At 36.3% G+C, this 16812-nt stretch carries 21 protein-coding genes and 1 riboswitch; of the genes, 14 read left to right on the plus strand and 7 right to left on the minus strand.

Annotated elements, in window-relative coordinates; translation table 11 throughout:
• Positions 1 to 20: 20 nt before the first annotated feature.
• Genes RT445_RS01825 through RT445_RS01835 form a run of 3 tightly spaced genes read left to right on the plus strand, consistent with a single transcriptional unit; the run spans position 21 to position 1005 of the window.
• A complete protein-coding gene (locus RT445_RS01825) occupies positions 21 to 317 on the plus strand; it encodes a head-tail connector protein (protein ID WP_313469503.1) in 297 nt (98 codons plus the stop codon).
• Positions 304 to 627 (plus strand): phage head closure protein, encoded by a 324-nt coding sequence (locus tag RT445_RS01830; RefSeq protein ID WP_313469505.1) that lies wholly within the window; start codon positions 304 to 306, stop codon positions 625 to 627. The genes RT445_RS01825 and RT445_RS01830 overlap by 14 nt, the downstream gene beginning before the upstream one ends.
• A 60-nt stretch (positions 628 to 687) precedes the next feature.
• Positions 688 to 1005 carry a hypothetical protein gene (locus tag RT445_RS01835; RefSeq protein ID WP_313469507.1) on the plus strand — a complete coding sequence of 106 codons (318 nt, stop codon included), beginning with the start codon at positions 688 to 690 and terminating at the stop codon, positions 1003 to 1005.
• A gap of 103 nt (positions 1006 to 1108) precedes the next feature.
• Here RT445_RS01835 and RT445_RS01840 read toward each other — a convergent pair whose 3' ends face one another.
• Positions 1109 to 1324, minus strand: coding sequence for a helix-turn-helix domain-containing protein (locus tag RT445_RS01840; RefSeq protein ID WP_313469509.1), 216 nt, complete (start codon positions 1322 to 1324; stop codon positions 1109 to 1111).
• Positions 1325 to 1541: 217 nt separating this feature from the next.
• Here RT445_RS01840 and RT445_RS01845 point away from each other — a divergent pair, with 217 nt between their 5' ends.
• From RT445_RS01845 to RT445_RS01860, 4 genes are all read left to right on the plus strand, one after another.
• Entirely contained in the window at positions 1542 to 1814 is a 273-nt protein-coding gene (locus RT445_RS01845; RefSeq protein WP_313469511.1) for a hypothetical protein, read from the plus strand.
• Between the two features lie 39 nt (positions 1815 to 1853).
• Complete coding sequence (locus RT445_RS01850; protein ID WP_313469513.1) at positions 1854 to 2042, plus strand: hypothetical protein; 189 nt, start codon at positions 1854 to 1856, stop codon at positions 2040 to 2042.
• Positions 2039 to 2200, plus strand: a complete 162-nt coding sequence (locus RT445_RS01855) for a hypothetical protein (RefSeq protein ID WP_313469515.1) — start codon at positions 2039 to 2041, stop codon at positions 2198 to 2200. Before RT445_RS01850 ends, RT445_RS01855 begins: the two co-directional genes overlap by 4 nt.
• A gap of 164 nt (positions 2201 to 2364) precedes the next feature.
• Positions 2365 to 2718, plus strand: a complete 354-nt coding sequence (locus tag RT445_RS01860; protein ID WP_313469517.1) for a hypothetical protein — start codon at positions 2365 to 2367, stop codon at positions 2716 to 2718.
• A 301-nt stretch (positions 2719 to 3019) separates the two neighbouring features.
• On the opposite strand, the gene rpsD is transcribed toward RT445_RS01860, so the two are convergent.
• Entirely contained in the window at positions 3020 to 3622 is a 603-nt protein-coding gene (gene rpsD, locus RT445_RS01865) for a 30S ribosomal protein S4 (RefSeq protein ID WP_274794097.1), read from the minus strand.
• 473 nt (positions 3623 to 4095) lie between these two features.
• Here rpsD and RT445_RS01870 point away from each other — a divergent pair, with 473 nt between their 5' ends.
• The gene (locus tag RT445_RS01870) at positions 4096 to 5979 is read left to right on the plus strand and encodes a sensor domain-containing diguanylate cyclase (protein ID WP_274794096.1); all 1884 of its coding nucleotides are present in this window, start codon (positions 4096 to 4098) and stop codon (positions 5977 to 5979) included.
• Positions 5980 to 6063: 84 nt separating this feature from the next.
• Here the strand turns inward: RT445_RS01870 and RT445_RS01875 are convergent, their stop codons facing one another.
• Complete coding sequence (locus RT445_RS01875; protein ID WP_274794095.1) at positions 6064 to 6543, minus strand: GAF domain-containing protein; 480 nt, start codon at positions 6541 to 6543, stop codon at positions 6064 to 6066.
• A 24-nt stretch (positions 6544 to 6567) separates the two neighbouring features.
• Positions 6568 to 7362 carry a histidinol-phosphatase HisJ gene (hisJ, locus tag RT445_RS01880; RefSeq protein ID WP_274794094.1) on the minus strand — a complete coding sequence of 265 codons (795 nt, stop codon included), beginning with the start codon at positions 7360 to 7362 and terminating at the stop codon, positions 6568 to 6570.
• A gap of 163 nt (positions 7363 to 7525) precedes the next feature.
• On the opposite strand from hisJ, the gene ezrA reads away from it, so the two are divergent.
• The 5 genes from ezrA to RT445_RS01905 all read left to right on the plus strand — a co-directional run bounded on the left by ezrA (position 7526) and on the right by RT445_RS01905 (position 12613).
• Positions 7526 to 9226, plus strand: a complete 1701-nt coding sequence (ezrA, locus tag RT445_RS01885) for a septation ring formation regulator EzrA (RefSeq protein ID WP_274794093.1) — start codon at positions 7526 to 7528, stop codon at positions 9224 to 9226.
• Positions 9227 to 9315: 89 nt separating this feature from the next.
• Positions 9316 to 9777 carry a GNAT family N-acetyltransferase gene (locus RT445_RS01890; protein ID WP_312506649.1) on the plus strand — a complete coding sequence of 154 codons (462 nt, stop codon included), beginning with the start codon at positions 9316 to 9318 and terminating at the stop codon, positions 9775 to 9777.
• A gap of 106 nt (positions 9778 to 9883) precedes the next feature.
• Positions 9884 to 11038, plus strand: a complete 1155-nt coding sequence (locus RT445_RS01895) for a cysteine desulfurase family protein (protein WP_274794091.1) — start codon at positions 9884 to 9886, stop codon at positions 11036 to 11038.
• Positions 11038 to 12249 carry a tRNA uracil 4-sulfurtransferase ThiI gene (gene thiI, locus RT445_RS01900; RefSeq protein ID WP_274794090.1) on the plus strand — a complete coding sequence of 404 codons (1212 nt, stop codon included), beginning with the start codon at positions 11038 to 11040 and terminating at the stop codon, positions 12247 to 12249. The genes RT445_RS01895 and thiI overlap by 1 nt, the downstream gene beginning before the upstream one ends.
• 145 nt (positions 12250 to 12394) lie before the next feature.
• The gene (locus tag RT445_RS01905; protein ID WP_274794089.1) at positions 12395 to 12613 is read left to right on the plus strand and encodes an alpha/beta-type small acid-soluble spore protein; all 219 of its coding nucleotides are present in this window, start codon (positions 12395 to 12397) and stop codon (positions 12611 to 12613) included.
• Between the two features lie 71 nt (positions 12614 to 12684).
• Here the strand turns inward: RT445_RS01905 and thiE are convergent, their stop codons facing one another.
• From thiE to thiM, 3 genes are read right to left on the minus strand one after another with little or no spacing between them, the layout of a single operon-like run.
• On the minus strand, positions 12685 to 13326 hold the full coding sequence (thiE, locus tag RT445_RS01910) for a thiamine phosphate synthase (RefSeq protein WP_274794088.1): 642 nt from the start codon (positions 13324 to 13326) through the stop codon (positions 12685 to 12687).
• A complete protein-coding gene (thiD, locus tag RT445_RS01915; RefSeq protein ID WP_313469522.1) occupies positions 13316 to 14140 on the minus strand; it encodes a bifunctional hydroxymethylpyrimidine kinase/phosphomethylpyrimidine kinase in 825 nt (274 codons plus the stop codon). Before thiD ends, thiE begins: the two co-directional genes overlap by 11 nt.
• On the minus strand, positions 14128 to 14895 hold the full coding sequence (gene thiM / locus RT445_RS01920; RefSeq protein WP_312506607.1) for a hydroxyethylthiazole kinase: 768 nt from the start codon (positions 14893 to 14895) through the stop codon (positions 14128 to 14130). Before thiM ends, thiD begins: the two co-directional genes overlap by 13 nt.
• An 81-nt stretch (positions 14896 to 14976) precedes the next feature.
• A riboswitch (TPP riboswitch) is annotated at positions 14977 to 15075 on the minus strand.
• Positions 15076 to 15265: 190 nt separating this feature from the next.
• Between thiM and mbcS the strand changes: the two genes are divergently transcribed.
• The coding region (mbcS, locus tag RT445_RS01925; RefSeq protein WP_313469525.1) for an acyl-CoA synthetase MbcS at positions 15266 to 16812 on the plus strand (1547 nt) is incomplete at its 3' end.

The raw sequence follows: 16812 nt of genomic DNA on the forward strand, positions 1-16812 counted from the left end.
TATAGAAAGGTGAGGATGTTATGAGTTTAGTTACAGCAACATTAGCAAGCGTGAAGTTATCGTTACGCATTGACCATAATTTCGATGATGAATTAATTTCGGCATTACTTGAAACAGCTAAGCAATACATTAAGGATGCAATTGATAGTAACAATACAGATGGCACTATTGAAGGTTATAAGCAATATGATTGGGCAGTCAGCTTACTTACACAACATTGGTATGAGGGGCGATTCGAAACACCTAAAGAGCATATTCCCACAACTGTACAATCGTTATTACAGCAAATGAGGGGGAAATACTATGCTTCCAAGTAATTATAGGCATCGGATTCGAATTTTAGAATTTACGATAGAACAAGATGAACTATTACAAGAAATTGAAGTAGAAAAGGAATTAGGCTACTTTTGGGCAGATATACGAACGCTAAAAGGTGAAGATATTCAGACCGCTGGAATGGAATTTCAAAAGAATACATTCCGTTTTATCATACGGTACAATCCAGCGATCACTAGCAACATGATTATTGAATATCAAGGACAACGATATGATATTGATGAAATTGTGAATGATAATTTACGGAATCATACACTGACCATTATTGGTAGGACTAAAGTGGGGATATAAAAATGTAAATGTTTTACTTTTGTTGTGCTATTATAATTTATGTGAAGGAGGTGTTATTCTATGTTCAGAACTTCAAAAGCAAAGAGCATTGACCGATACGGTAGAAAATACAGTATCGACAATATTGAATTCACAATCGAAAAGTGGGAATTCAGTATAGATGGCATGTATGGGCATATTTATTTCACTGTTAAAAAAGGTAGTTATTTGTACGGTGCAAATAATGGGGCATACTGTTCAAAACTAGATGAAGATTATGATTTAATCAGTGTCGCAACGCCTTGTTTCTTAGATGAAAATGGTGCAACAGAAAGACCATTATCACAAATTTTTAAAGAAGCCATTGAATTTGCAGATTTAAACTTGTTAAGAGGGTAAACGATTAAGCAGCCATTTATTTGGTTGCTTTTTTTGTGGTGTGAAACAATTCGAGACGCACCTAGCTTCATGGAAAGAAGTTTCGATGCGTCTCATGTGGGTTTTATTCTTCAATTTTTTCTTTATTGTGCTGGATAATATCTTCTATTTCACAATCCAAATAACTACATAATTTATCTAGCACAGTCATTGAAACATTTTCTCCTTTAGCTAGTTTCGCCATTGTAGCAGAAGATAATTGCAATTCTTTCTTTATTTCCTCTCTTGTAACTTCACGATCAATCATTGTTTTAAATAATGGTTTATATTCGAATGGCATAATTAACCCCCCTCTTTATTTATCTAATTATATCATCAATGTTTAGAAATCTAAACTTTTTATTTATATATGTTGACAATTGATTTAGAAAAGATTACTATAAGTTTAGAAAGTTAAATAAATAGTTTAGTTTCGTAAACGACTTTCAAAGCCTATCAACAGGTAGCGGTGAATGGACTAGAAATAAGCCGCAATAAATTTAAAAGGAGAGAATTAAATGGATAAACGCCAGGTACATAATTTAAGTTTTGAAATCGAAATGATGAGCATGTCGTTGGATGCAGCATTTTCATTAAGTGATGAAATGGATCACGCTTCCGAACATTACGGCAAAGAATTAGCTGCAGGTAATGAAATCAATGTGGAAGAGTTGGTTCGAAAACTTAAATTTTTCAGCAACATGATGCACCTACAAGTAACAAATTTAAACGACCACATGAAAGGTTCAAAGGTTATCATTAAAGATTTGTTAAAAACCAATCGTATTTAAGTAGATAGTGCAGTTATCCAGAAAGGAGGGAATGATCAAATGAAAACAACAACTAGCAAATATTGTGCAGAATGTGAACGTGGTTTTGTAGCTGGTGAGGTAGTGCATTATACGTGGTATGAAAACAGATGTTTTTGTGATAAGTGCAAACAAGCCTTAAATGAACGTGTAACGCCATCATATTTAGATTGGCAATTACGTAAAGTGTGGGAGGATGTTGAACAATGAAAAGACGCACACATGAGCAAATAATGGCTAGCAAGGCAATTTACCGTAAACATGCCGAACGATACAAAGCGAATGGGTATCCAGAGCATAGAGCCAAGCGCATGATGGCTTACACATCTTTAATTACTAAAGCGATTGCTTTAAAGGGGGTGAGGTAAATTGTTCATCACAGCTAAAGAATGGCGAGCGTTATCTTTACGCAATCGCATGTTGTTATTGGAAGCAGCGGCAAATAAGAATAAATAGGGTAATTAGGTGACGTAAAAAGTTACGAGACCTATTCACCGAATCAACATACACAAATAGAAACGAGGGAAAATAAATGAAACAATCAACAGAACGAATTCAAGCGTTAGTGAGAGTATGCGACTTTGAAGTGTATAATTTATCAGCACAAATGGTCGAATTAGAAGTTGTACAAGGTGCAGTAGCAAGTTTAATAGAGCGTATTGATGAAATCCATCACAATGGTTGGAATGAAGAAAGGGGAATGGCAACTCTTTGTTTAAAAGAAATCCAAGACAGCGTTAGATTAATTGATATGGCTTTCTATCCGTTGTTTAAGGAAATGAACAGCAGAGTAGATAAGCTACATAATAATTCTTCTGAATTACATGAATTAGTACATGCAAAAGAGGAAAATAAAAAAGCCGATGCGCCAACATCGACTAAGTAAAAGAATTATAAATAGATTTTAGCATAAAGGAAGGGCTTGCTCAATATCGAGTAGGCTCTTTTTATAGCCGAAAATTGGACAATAAAATCAAAAACTTAACATTTCATCCCTATAAACATGCCCACCAAATAGCGTAGAGTTCTACACCTAAAATTGCACCAAATTAGCACCACAAAATTGCACCAAATTGGGACATTATTATTCATTTATATGCAAAGTTAGAGAAATAAAAAACCCTAGAAAACATTGATTTCTCAACATTTCTAGGGCTTCTCGAACTACTCTTTGCAGAGCAATTTTATTAACGAGAGTAGTACTCTACGATGAATGCTTCGTTGATTTCAGCTGATAATTCAGAGCGCTCTGGAAGGCGAGTGAATGTACCTTCTTTTTTGTCAGCATCAAATGTTACGTAGTCAGGTACGAAGTTGTTTACTTCGATTGCTTCTGTAACAACAGCAAGGTTTTGAGATTTTTCACGAAGAGAAATCGTTTGACCTGGTTTTACGCTGTATGATGGGATATCAACGCGTTTGCCATCTACTAAGATGTGACCGTGGTTAACTAATTGACGAGCTCCACGACGAGTACGAGCTAAACCTAAACGGTAAACTAAGTTGTCAAGGCGAGTTTCAAGAAGGATCATGAAGTTTTCACCGTGAACACCTTTCATTTTACCAGCGCGGTCAAATAGAGTACGGAATTGACGTTCGTTCATACCATACATATGACGAAGTTTTTGCTTCTCTTGAAGTTGTAAACCGTATTCTGATAATTTTTTACGTTGGTTTGGACCGTGTTGACCTGGTGCGTAAGGGCGTTTTTCGATTTCTTTACCTGTACCGCTTAGTGAGATACCAAGACGACGTGATAATTTCCAAGATGGACCTGTATAACGAGACATATTGTTGTCTCCTCCTTTAAATTTGGTTTTTTTGTTGTAAAACAAAAACCAGTAGTACCCATTCTTATGCGCATTTTATTTTCATGTATTTTCGCCTATGCAGCCGTTAGGTTACGCAATACACCATCTAATTTTCAACTGTTGAGAATCTAAGTAGTCGTACATAAGAAAATAGAGGAATAAAATACAGTCATAAGCTTATACCACTGCTGCGTTTATTTTACACAACCTCCATTGTAACTGTTTAGGACAAGGACGTCAATTATTAACATTTAAAATTTTACTAACAAAAAAATATAGTAGGAAATTCCTCACTAACGATTTTAAATGAAATGGAAATAGTTAATGATGCGCTGTGTAATGTAAATTGTAAAAGTAAGGGAGAATTACATAGTCAAAATGACACAAATTATGTATAATATATTATAAGTTAATAGTAATTGATTTGGACGTTATATAGAAAAGGTGATTTCATGACAGACCATTTACAAATGCTAAAATATATAAAATCTGATGTTTTGAGCTTTTGGGTGAGTTCGAATGAAGAACAAACTAGTTATAATGGGTATTTTTATTCATTAAAACAGTGTCTAAAGAAGCACTTGAAAATTGATAATGCTGCTTTTCTCAGTTTTGAGGGTAATTCTTTAATCCCTATTGAGGAGATGGCTTCATTAACAATTGAAACAAAGCTAAATGCTGTGTCATGGCTGATGATCGAAGCTAGTTTTTACCAACAAAAAGTAGTGGAAATTCCTTATATATTAAAAGCACGGCAGGCCTATTCAAAGATGACAGATATGGTGCTTTTTCAAGTAGAGGGCAAACATCCCATTGGTGTATTACTTGTCGAGGCGACAGAGACTTGGACAGACTTCATGACCTCGGAATACGGTGAAGAATGTATTGAAATACTTTCAAAGGTTCTTCAAATGATAAGAGATAATTTTGATGTAAAAATAAACGAAGATCAATATAGAAAACTATATAACATGACTGATTTATTTCATTCAACAATGGATATTGATTTAATTTTAGAAAACGTTTTAAAAAATATAAGGGATAATTTTCCGGATTTTAATGTTGAGCTTATTTTATCGAATGATCAAGACCGACACACGACTATCGATATTAAGCTTTTTGATTATTTATCAGAAAGGCCTGCTACAATCGAAGCATTTGTATCAGGAGAGTTGACGACAGAGCTAGCGAGTGATTTAAATTGTCGATTGCTTAATGCACCTATAAAAGGCAGGCAAGCCATCTATGGTATTTTGCAAGTAAGTGCCCCCACTACGTATCTATTTTCAACGACTGAAAAGGATTTTGTACGGATGCTCGCGCAGGCGTCAGGGAATGCACTTGAAAATGCAAAATTATATCATCAATCGCATCGCCTCGTAAGTGACTTACAACTCATCAATGAAACTTCACATCGTTTAAATATGAGGATTGACATTCATGAAATGTTATTATTCCTACAAAAGCAATTACTAAAATCTTTTCAACCAATGGAAGTTTGTTTCGCTTTTAAAAAAAATGATACATTTGAGGTAACAGGTGCGAGTACCTCGTTGTTTAGTTCGGAAGAGGGTAGAACGTATATCAAACATGTTGAAAAACATTTTACTCAAACGAATGACCCGTTGTTTATAGCCGATTTCAGCCGTTTAACTCCTCGTCAAATTGAGTATCGATCAATTATGGCGATTCCTATTTTAATGGAAGAAAAGATTAATGGTTTTAGTATTGTCTTACATAAAGAGCCATATTTCTTTTCATTCGACAGTTTTAAATTAATGCAATCGTTAATTCACCACTCATCTTTAGCCATTGCGAACTCTATTTTACGCACACAGCTTCAGGAAATGGTCGATTTGGATCACCTCACGAAACTTTATGCTAGAAGTTACCTTGATCAATTTGTAGAAAAATCGCTTGAATACGATCAGTCAGGTATGTTTTTGTTAATTGATATTGATAATTTCAAGCGCATCAATGATACGTATGGTCACCAGGTGGGGGATAAAATTCTTGTGCAGATTGCAGTCCAATTGAGAGAAACTATTGGTAGTCGTGGTATTTGTGCAAGGTGGGGCGGAGAAGAAATGTCCGTTTATGTACCTAATATTAACGAGAAGGAAGCTTTAGAATTGGCATCAACTATTGTGGAGATCATCCCCAGTGCCACAGATCCTCAAGTAACTATTTCTGCGGGTCTCATAACATGGGATGAACGAGACCGACCAGCATTCCAATCTGTTTTCTTACATGCTGATACTGCCTTGTATGAAGCGAAAAATAGTGGAAAAAATCGCTTTTGCATTCATGATGGTTCTTATCAAACAAATCTATAAAGTTGATAAAGTAAAATGTAAATGGTTATAATAAAGTTTACCCTGAAATGACAATTTAAAACATTTCAGGGTAATTTTTGATATTTATAGATGAAGAAGTAGGGTTTGGACAAATTGCTCTAAGCCATCGCGGTCTTCCGCTGAAAAACGATTCACGATAGGACTATCAATATCAAGAACACCAATGACTTCGCCTTGCTTGATCAGTGGTATTACAATTTCTGATTGTGAGGCCGCATCACAGGCAATATGGCCAGGAAAATCATGGACATCTTTAACAACGATTGTTTCTCTTGTTGCTACAGCCGTTCCACAAACCCCACGACCAATCGGAATTCTAACACAGGCAGGAAGACCTTGGAATGGCCCAAGCACAAGCTCATTTTCCTGTAACACATAAAAGCCAACCCAGTTAATGTTTGTTAAAAACTGATTTAAAAGTGCAGAGGCATTACTTAAATTGGCTATCTGATTAGTTTCACCAGTTAGTAGTGCATCCAATTGTTTTGATAATGTAAGATATTGGTCAGTAATTGATCCTTCATAATTAATTTGTGTAAACATATAAGCACCTCGTTTAAAATTTATTTATATTGGTAATATAACATTATGATGTTGATGTAAATCTTCGGCGCAATGTGCATCCGAACCAAATACATAGGGTAGTCCAATAGCTTGACTATAGTTGATAAAGGCAAATGGTGGATAAGGTTCCTGACAATATTGTTTACTTAAACCTGCACTATTTACATCTAGTTCATAGCCTTCACACTTCATGCTGTCTAATACTTCTTTGATTCTTGGAGCATCATCGATATTTTCGTTATGTGCCAGTTGGAATTTATGAATAAGTGATGGATGTCCAATCCGTTTTGGCTTGAATGGGCCAAGGTCAGCCATAATCGATTGTAAGACAGTATCATAATATAAATCATAAACCCGTTCAACAGAGCCAACTTTTTTTGAAAAATCCATAAAGCATTCCGGAGAAAAGTCGATACATACAAAGGAATCTTGCCATTTTAAAAAGTGGACTGATAAAATGGCATCATCTAAAAAATGTCCATATGTATTAAGGAACTCACGAGTTTCTTGTTCAAAGCCAGGGATATAATCAACTTCTAGCCCAATTCGGATGCGAATATCTTGTGCATATTGTTTTTGTAGTCTCTGCAATTCCTCAATGTATGGCATGAGATCATTTGGCTTCATCCCACTATCTTTTTGCGGAGTAGGATCGACAAAATTGTTGGGTAATGGGGCGTGTTCTGTAAATGTTATATCTGTGAATCGGTGAGAAATTGCTTTTTCAATATATTGCACGAAAGTGTCCGAACTGCCATGTGGACAAAAAGGACTATGTATATGCCCATCACGTTTCATAATTTACCACTCCTTTAGCTCTATAGATACGCTATTTATATATTTCACAATAGCGAAAATACAGTTTTCTGAAAAACACTTAAATTTTAGTACAAAAGGCGAAAACATAGTATATAATAAATACAACTAGCCAATTCGTTTATTGTAGAATAGGAGGCTTACGATGGAGTATATCATCATTCCGATTATCCTACTATTAATTTTAGCCATAGTAGGGTTTATGATGCGAAGAAAACACGTTGCAATTATTGCAAAACTTGAAAATGAAAAATTACAAATTCAACATAATCCTATAAATGAAGAAATTTCAAAAGTAAAATCTTTAAACATGAACGGTGAAACGGAAGAAATGTTTGAACGATGGCGCAATACGTGGGATGAGGTCATCGATGTACATATGACTAAAATTGATTCACTTCTATTTGATGCTGAGGATCAAATAAATCGACTGCGCTTTAAAAAGGCGACGTTAATAGAACGTGAAATTGAGGATTACATTGAAAAATGCGACCAAGATAAAAATAATATTTTAGAAGAATTGAATGAATTAATTGGCAGCGAAGAAAAAAATCGAATTGAAATTGAACAATTAAAGGAATACTATCGCTCTGCAAGAAAGACATTGCTTGCTCATCAACACTCATTTGGTGTAGCGTTACCTGCACTTGAGAAAAAGCTTGAGGCTTTTGTTGAAAAGTTTGAAGAATTTGATGTGCTGACAAATGAAGGGAATTACTTGCAAGCGCGAGAAATTGTTATTAGTTTAAATCAAGAATCACAGCAAACATTCGAATTTATTAATGATGTTCCAACCATTTTGACTGAATTACAAGTTAAGCTTCCAGGAGCGGTTCAAGAATTACGTAATGGTCAACGTGAAATGGAAGAACAATCCTACTATCTACAACATCTAGAATTAACAGATGCATTAAATAAGTATGAAAAAGAGTTTGATACATTAAAAAATGATTTAGCGGATCTTAATCTAACAGTGGTAAAACCTCGTGTGACAGAAATAAATGAAGAAATCGATCACTTTTATGATTTACTTGAAAAAGAGGTTATTGCTAAAAATTATGTTGATCAAAATTGCGATCGTTTATTAAGTTCAATCACCAATGTTATCTCTTCAACAAAGTTAGTTAGTGATGAAGCGACATATGTACAGCAAAGCTATCATTTAAACGAAAAAGATGCTGAAATTCCGAAAGCGGCATTAAAGCAATTAGAAGCACTACAACGTCGCTACGATTTATTAGCTATGCGTGTGAGAGAGGAAAAATCGGCCTATTCAAGTTTGCAGGAAGAATTAATCGAAATTAGTGAAGAGCTTGAACGAATTCACGAGGAACAAGAACATCTATCGAATACAATGAAGAAACTTCGAATTGATGAAAATAAAGCCCGTGCTCAAGTTGAGAACTTAAAGAAAATCTTACAAGATACAGATCGTTTATTAAACAAGGCTAATATCCCAGGAATTCCTGAGGAGATGGATGCACGTCTTGATGAGGCAGCAGAGCACATCTATGTTGTCATGCAAAGCCTACAAGAAGTACCACTGAATATGGGTACAGTTCATAATAATTTAAACGCAGCAACTCTTTGTGTAGAGGAAGTTAAAGTAAAGGCACATGAATTAATAGAAAATGTCATGCTAATTGAGCGCATCATTCAGTACGGTAATCGACATCGTGCAACAAATCCAAAATTAAATATGCGATTAAAAGAAGCGGAAGAGGCGTTTCATCAATTCCGTTATGCGAAAGCATTAGAAGATGCAGGAACAGCTGTGGAAGAAATGGAGCCAGGAGCTTTAAAACGTATTCAAGAATTGGTAGCAGAAGAGACTATGTCAAAATAATTCAACATTTGAGCTGTCTAAAAAGTATAGCGATTACTTTTTAGACAGCTTTCTTTTTAGTATAGAGAAAAGGTGTGGTACGGTTGAAAATGTTAATACAAGAAATGAATGAAAAGTATGCAATTGAAATTTTAAACTGGCATTATGAATCCCCATACAATTTTTATAATAATGACTTAACTGAGGAATCCTTACAAGAAATGCTTGAAAATCCGTACTATGCTATTGTGAATGAGCTAGAGGAGATAATCGGTTTCTATTGTATTGGTACCGCGGCACAAGTTCCAAAAGGACATGAGTTTAAAGCATATATAGAAGATTGTATAGATATAGGGATCGGTTTGAATCCTAATCTAACCGGTCAAGGATATGGTACAGCATTTTTTGCGTTTATTTTAAGTACCATCCAACAAGAACATCATCACCCACTTCGTTTAACTGTTGCCGAATTTAATAAGCGAGCAATCCATCTTTATGAAAAATTCGGTTTTGTCAAAGATATGGAATTTTGCACACCCATAGCTTTTGTCACGATGTTGAAAAAAGAGTGAAGTACCAATTAAAAATGGAAGAATCGTTAAAGTTAGTAGTCAATCGCCAAAGATTGCGTTATGATAAATACCGTTAAATCAACGTTTTGAAAGTGTGTGAAAAATTATGGTTAATACAATTTATTTAGATAATAGTGCTACAACAAAACCTTTAAAAGAGGTTATGCAGGCATTTATGACTGTGAATGAGCAGTATTATGCCAACCCAGCATCTATCCATGCCATGGGAGTTGAATCAAATGATTTATTAATGCGTGCGCGGGAGCAAGTAGCAGATATTTTGCAAACAGAGGCAAAAAATGTGCTATTTACTTCAGGTGGTACAGAGTCAAATAATGCAGCTATTTTTGGAATAGCACATAGTAATACGCATATAGGAAAGCATATTTTAACGACTGAAATCGAACATCCATCTGTCTTGGAAACAGTTAAACAACTCGAAAAAGAGGGTTATGATGTTGAATACCTTCACGTTAATCAAGATGGTGTCATTTCATTAGATGATCTACGTACTAAAATTCGCAAAGATACTATACTAGTTAGCATCATGCATGTAAATAATGAAATGGGTGCTGTCCAACCTATTTATGAAGCAGCTAAAATAATTCATGAAATGAGTCGGGCATTCCTTCATGTGGATGCAGTTCAAAGCTTTGGAAAATTAGCGGTTTCCTTCAAAGGAGAAGAAGGACCAGACTGTATTTCCATCTCTGGACATAAAATTCACGGCTTTAAAGGCTCAGGTGTATTAGCGTTCCGTAAAAAATTAAAATGGCAGCCATATGCCCTTGGCGGAGGTCAGGAATTTGGATTGCGTAGTGGAACTGTAGCTGTTCCGCAAGCAGTCGCTTTAGCAAAAGCGGCTCGATTAGCTGTTGAGACGATGAAAGATCGAGCTACTAAATACCGACAATGGCAGAATGAAATTCGTGCTCAGCTAGAAGGATACGGCGAAGCGGTGCATATTTTATCGACTCCACAGGGAGCTGCACATATTTTATCTTTTAGTGTTCGTGATTTAAAAGGGGAAGTCATTATTAATGCCATGCAAAAACGTGGCATCATTGTGTCAACCTCAAGTGCTTGTTCATCTAAGCAAACGAAAACAAGTCATGTGGTAGAAGCTCTACACCTGGATGAGCATTATAAAAAGGGTGTCATTCGTATTAGTTTTGGAGCACATAACACAGTTGAAGATATAGAACAATTGAAACAAGTATTAGCAGAAGTAATAATGGAACTTAAAGGAGAAATAATGTAATGATTTGGAAAGAAATACTAATTAGATATGGCGAGCTTTCAACAAAAGGTCGTAATAAAATGGATTTTATCCGTAGATTGCGTGAGAACATTCGTCATGCTTTCGCGGATTTAGGACACCTTCATATTCGTACAGAACGTGACCGTATGTTTATTGCTATTGAAAGTGAAGAACAAATGCAGACGCTAATTACTGGATTACCTAAAATTTTTGGTATTCAATCATTCAGCCCTGTTGCTGCATGTGAAAAAGATATGGAAAGTATGAAGCAGCTTGCTATTACAATAATGGAGACATTTAAAGATGAGCAACATACTTTTAAGGTAGAAGTGAAACGAACTGATAAATCATTTCCTTTAGAATCGCATGCTATCCAACGTGAAATTGGTGGCTATGTTTTACCACAATTTCAAAATTTATCTGTCAAAGTAAAGCAGCCTGATATTGAGCTGCGCGTAGAAGTACGTCATGATGCAACGTATATGATGGCGCAGGTCATTCAAGGTGCGGGTGGGATGCCTGTAGGATCGAATGGAAAATCGTTATTAATGCTATCTGGTGGAATTGATAGTCCTGTCGCAGGTTATTTAATGATGAAGCGTGGCGTACGTTTAGAAGCTATTCACTTCTTTAGTCCACCATATACAAGTCAAAACTCATTAGAGAAAGTAAAGGTACTTGCAAACGAACTAACGAAATTTGGTGCTAGTATTCGATTACATGTCATTCCTTTTACTGAAATTCAAGTACTTATTAAAGAAAAAGTACCTTCTAATGTTTCGATGACAACAACACGTCGTATGATGTTAAAGGTGGCTGATCAAGTACGTGAAGAGATAGGAGCTCTTGCAATTGTGACAGGGGAAAGTCTGGGACAAGTAGCAAGTCAAACGCTAGAAAGCTTGACGGCTATCAATGCTGTAACGAATACGCCTATTTTACGACCATTGATTTCAACAGATAAATTAGAAATTATCGATATTGCAGAAAAAATTGGCACATATGAAACATCTATTCAGCCATTTGAAGACTGCTGTACAATATTTACACCTGCCAGCCCAAAAACAAAGCCAAAGCTTGAAAAGGTAGAGCATTATGAAAGCTTCTCTGATTTTGATGAACTCATCGAGCGAGCAGTAAAAAATCGAGAGGTCTACATTTTCCCTAAAAAAGAAGAACAGCAACAAGATAAGTTTGCAGATCTATTATAAGGTATCTACAGCCGTTTCAAAGTCAATTTTGAGACGGCTTTTTTATGTTATTTTATCTATGCCATTAGAGGTACAATTTACCTCTAAAATTTTTGTATTAAAAATCTAATATCGCACATTCTATATTCACAAGGAGGTGAGAGACATGGCTTCAAACAACAACCGCAGTTCAAACCAGCTTGCAGTGCCTGGTGCACAACAAGCACTTGATCAAATGAAATACGAAATTGCACAAGAATTTGGTGTTCAATTAGGAGCTGAAGCTTCAGCTCGTGCCAACGGTTCCGTTGGTGGTGAAATCACTAAACGTCTTGTACAAATGGCAGAATCTCAATTAAAAGGTATGCCAAACAACAACCAATAAATGCTGACTAAGCATTTATAAACTTAAAACCAGTGACCGTAAAAAGGCACTGGTTTTAGTTTGTTTAAAAATCAACCATTTATGCGTGTCACAGACCTTAACGTATTTACTGTATGCTTAATATCTATACTTTCACAGATAGCTGAAATAACAGCAATACCATCTGCCCCAGCTTGAAATACGGCGTATGCATTGGTAGGGTTAATTCCACCAATCGCTACAATTGGTAATTCAGGATAGAAATTGTGAGCTTGCTGCAAAAAATTTGTACCACATGGTGATTGTGCATCCCGTTTTGAAGTTGTTGCAAAAATCGGACCAATACCTACATAATCTGCTTGATGGATAATGGCTGTTTCTAGTTCGTCCTGGGAATGCACAGAAACACCAAGAATCATATTACCAATTTTTTTACGTGCTATGCTAACATGTAAATCATCTTGTCCGATATGAACACCGTCCGCACCAAGTCGTAATGCAAGTTCGACATCATCATTGACAATAAAAGGAACGTTATATTGTTGACATAGTTTTTGACATTGACGTGCAAATTGTTCATAGGCAAATCCAGTTAATGCATGGGAACCTTTTTCTCGAAATTGAAACATGGTAATTCCAGCTTGCAACGCTCTCTCTAGTACATGAAGGGGATTCTGATGACTAACATTGCTTGTGCCCATAATAAAATAAAGTTGTAAATCCTCACGTTTCATAAATCAACACCTCACAGGAATCCTTATGCAGTTGATAAGCAAAATGATTTGTTGGTCCATAACCATGACCAATAGATAAATCATGTAAAATTGCTAATTGAATAAATTTTTTAGCTTCGATAATTGCCTTATCCATCGCAAAACCTTGACCAAGAAAAGCAGTGATTGCTGCTGAAAATGTGCAACCTGTGCCATGGGTATTGGACGTTTGGATACGTGGAGTTTGCATAGAAAAAGATTTACCGTTTTGAAAAAATACATAATCAATAGCAAAATTTGGATCTGCTAAATGGCCACCTTTAAGAATGACGCAATGTACACCTAATTGAAAAAAAACTTGAGCTACTTCACGTATATCTGAAACATCATGTATTTTTCTCCCTGTCAGAGCCTCTGCTTCAGGGATATTGGGGGTAACGATCGTAGCAAGTGGTAGTAGAGAAGAGCGCATTGCTTCAATAGCTTCTTGCAGTAATAAGCTTTCTCCACCCTTTGCAATCATTACTGGATCAACAATTAGTGGGATGTTTTGATTATGAATCATATGTGCGATAGCTTTAATAATATCAGAGGAATAAAGCATCCCTGTTTTAATTACAGCAATTGAAAAATCTTCGATTAAAGCTTGAAATTGTTTTTCAACAAAGGAGTGATCAATAGGGAAAACTCCTGACACACCCATTGTATTTTGTGCTGTCAAAGCTGTAATTACTGAAGTACCAAACACCCCTAATTCCTGAAATGTTTTTAAATCAGCCTGTATGCCTGCACCGCCACCACTATCTGAGCCTGCAATCGTCGTTACAATATGCATGAAGCTTCACCATCCTTCGATAGGCGATAAAGAGCATTTAGTAAAGCTATTTGGAAATCACCAATATCTGATGTAAACGCTGACGCCAGTACCGCAGCTTTTTTATAGTAAGTTAATGTGTCCGCTAATTGTCTGTATGGATTATGGCCTGCAATATAGGCGGCACCGCAAATAGCACTAAGTAAACAGCCTGTCCCTGTTACCTCGGTCATTTGCATATTCCCGCCATTTATCCATTGGCTATCCACACCATCTGTTATAAAATCTCGTTCTCCTGTTATGATAACAATGCATTGATAATGTTGGGCTAATAAAATCGCCTCTTCTTCTAAAGCAATGGAGCCATTCCCACTATCGACACCTTTTTGTTGCCAGTCAACATTGGCTATTGCTGCTAGTTCCCCAACATTACAACGAATGACCGAAAAATGTACTTCCTCAAGCAAGTATCGTACCGTTTCTTTTCGATAAGTAGTGGCACCAGCACCGACAGGATCTAAAATGACTGGAATTCCAAGTTTATTGGCCATTTTGCCTGCTAACAACATTGATTCTTTAGTTCGATCATTGAGTGTACCGATGTTAATTAACAAGGCTTGAGCGAGTGCTACCATTTCCTCTACCTCACGGCTATCATCGGCCATAACCGGGGAAGCGCCTATTGCTAATAAACCATTTGCTTGGAAATTTGCTACCACATAATTTGTAATACAATGAATCAGTGGTTGCTGTTGACGGATTGTTTGAAATATCATCGTAGTCCTCCTTTATGGATGGACGTAAGCATGCAAAAAAGGCTCTTTTTGTGTAAAAATGCACGAAAAAGAGCCTTTCATCAATAGATGTTTATTGCTCCCTACGTCAGTATTAACTAACAGGTTCAAAGGGTCAGGTTTTACCTTCTCAACTCTTGACGAGTCCCCCTGCAATCTTGCTTTTAGTTGACCAAAATGTACCATACTTTTCAATTGTATTCAATAGCAAGTTTACCTATCGACAAAATGTGACCGATGCCATATAGCAGAGTATGATAGTTGTCATGACTTTTCCAAAATTAAGCGCAAACCATTGAAAATGCTGAAAAAAGAGTTTTATAATGTGTCATAGCAAAAGGGGGCATTTGCCATGAAGAGACAAGATTTAGTTGCACCAGAATGGTATAACATAACAGATGAAATTGAAAAATATGCTCAAGATACAACAAAAAATGCATTAATTATTTACGAGGAAAATAAGGATGTACAATTTATTACATATGCATATTTACTTGAAAGGGCAAATCAAGCTGCACACGTATTCACGATGCAAGGTTTATCAAAAGGTGATGTGATTTTAGTGATGGTACCTCGTTCAGTGGAAGCATATATTGTATATATTGCAGCATTGAAAGCTGGATTAACCATTATTCCGAGCTCAGAAATGCTAAGAACTAAAGACATTGAATATCGCATCAAGCATGCGAATGCTAAAGGAATTGTTGCTTACGAGCCTTATATTGATCAATTTGATCAGGTGAACAATTTACAAGGAATGCAACAATTTGTTATAGGGAAGGCCCATGAACCTTGGCAACCACTTTTAGAAAAAATGCGCATTCAACCTACAACTTACATAAGTTCTTCTCCAACAAAAAGTACAGATACTGCATTCTTAGCTTATACAAGTGGTACAACAGGAAACCCAAAAGCAGCTGTACATACTCATAGCTGGGGCTATGCACATTTACGAACAACAGCACCACACTGGTTAGGTGTGCAAGAAGATGATATTGTTTGGGCGACAGCAGCACCAGGTTGGCAAAAATGGATTTGGAGTCCGTTTCTAGCAACATTAGGGAGTGGTGCTACTGCATTTGTATATAAGGGGAAATTTGATGCATCTACCTATCTAAGGTTACTCGAAAAATTTAAAATAAATGTTTTATGTTGCACACCTACAGAATATCGTTTTATGGCAGCACTAGAACATTTACATGAATTCGATTTAACGGCACTTCGTCAAGCTGTATCAGCAGGAGAGCCTTTGAATAGCGAGGTCATTAACGTATTTTCGAAGACTTTCGATTTGCAAGTCCGAGATGGCTACGGTCAGACGGAAAACACATTACTTGTTGGCACAATGGTTGGAATGGAAGCTAGAATTGGTTCTATGGGAAAACCAACTCCTGGCAATAAGGTTGAAATTATAGACGATTTCGGTAACCCTGTTACTGTTGGAGAAGTTGGCGATATTGCTGTTCATCGCACCACTCCCGCACTGTTTAAAAAATATTTAAATGACCCGGAACGAACAAATTTACAATTCCGTGGAGAGTGGTATATTACAGGTGATCGTGCTTATAAAGATCAAGATGGTTACTTTTGGTTTGAGGGTCGTGGAGATGATGTCATTATATCCTCTGGCTACACAATTGGGCCATTTGAGGTAGAAGATGCTTTGATGAAGCACCCAGCTGTAAAAGAAGCGGCTGTTATTGCGAGCCCAGATAAAGTTCGGGGAAATATTGTTAAAGCTTTTGTTGTACTTCGAAATGCTGAAAATGGTGATGAAGCACTTATTCGAACTCTTCAAGATCATGTGAAACTATTGACAGCACCTTATAAATATCCGCGTGCTATTGAATTTGTGGAAGAGCTACCGAAAACATCCTCGGGGAAAATTCGACGTGTTGA

Origin of the sequence: Lysinibacillus sp., from assembly GCF_032093475.1 — a bacterium.
Taxonomy (GTDB): Bacteria; Bacillota; Bacilli; order Bacillales_A; family Planococcaceae; genus Lysinibacillus; species Lysinibacillus irui.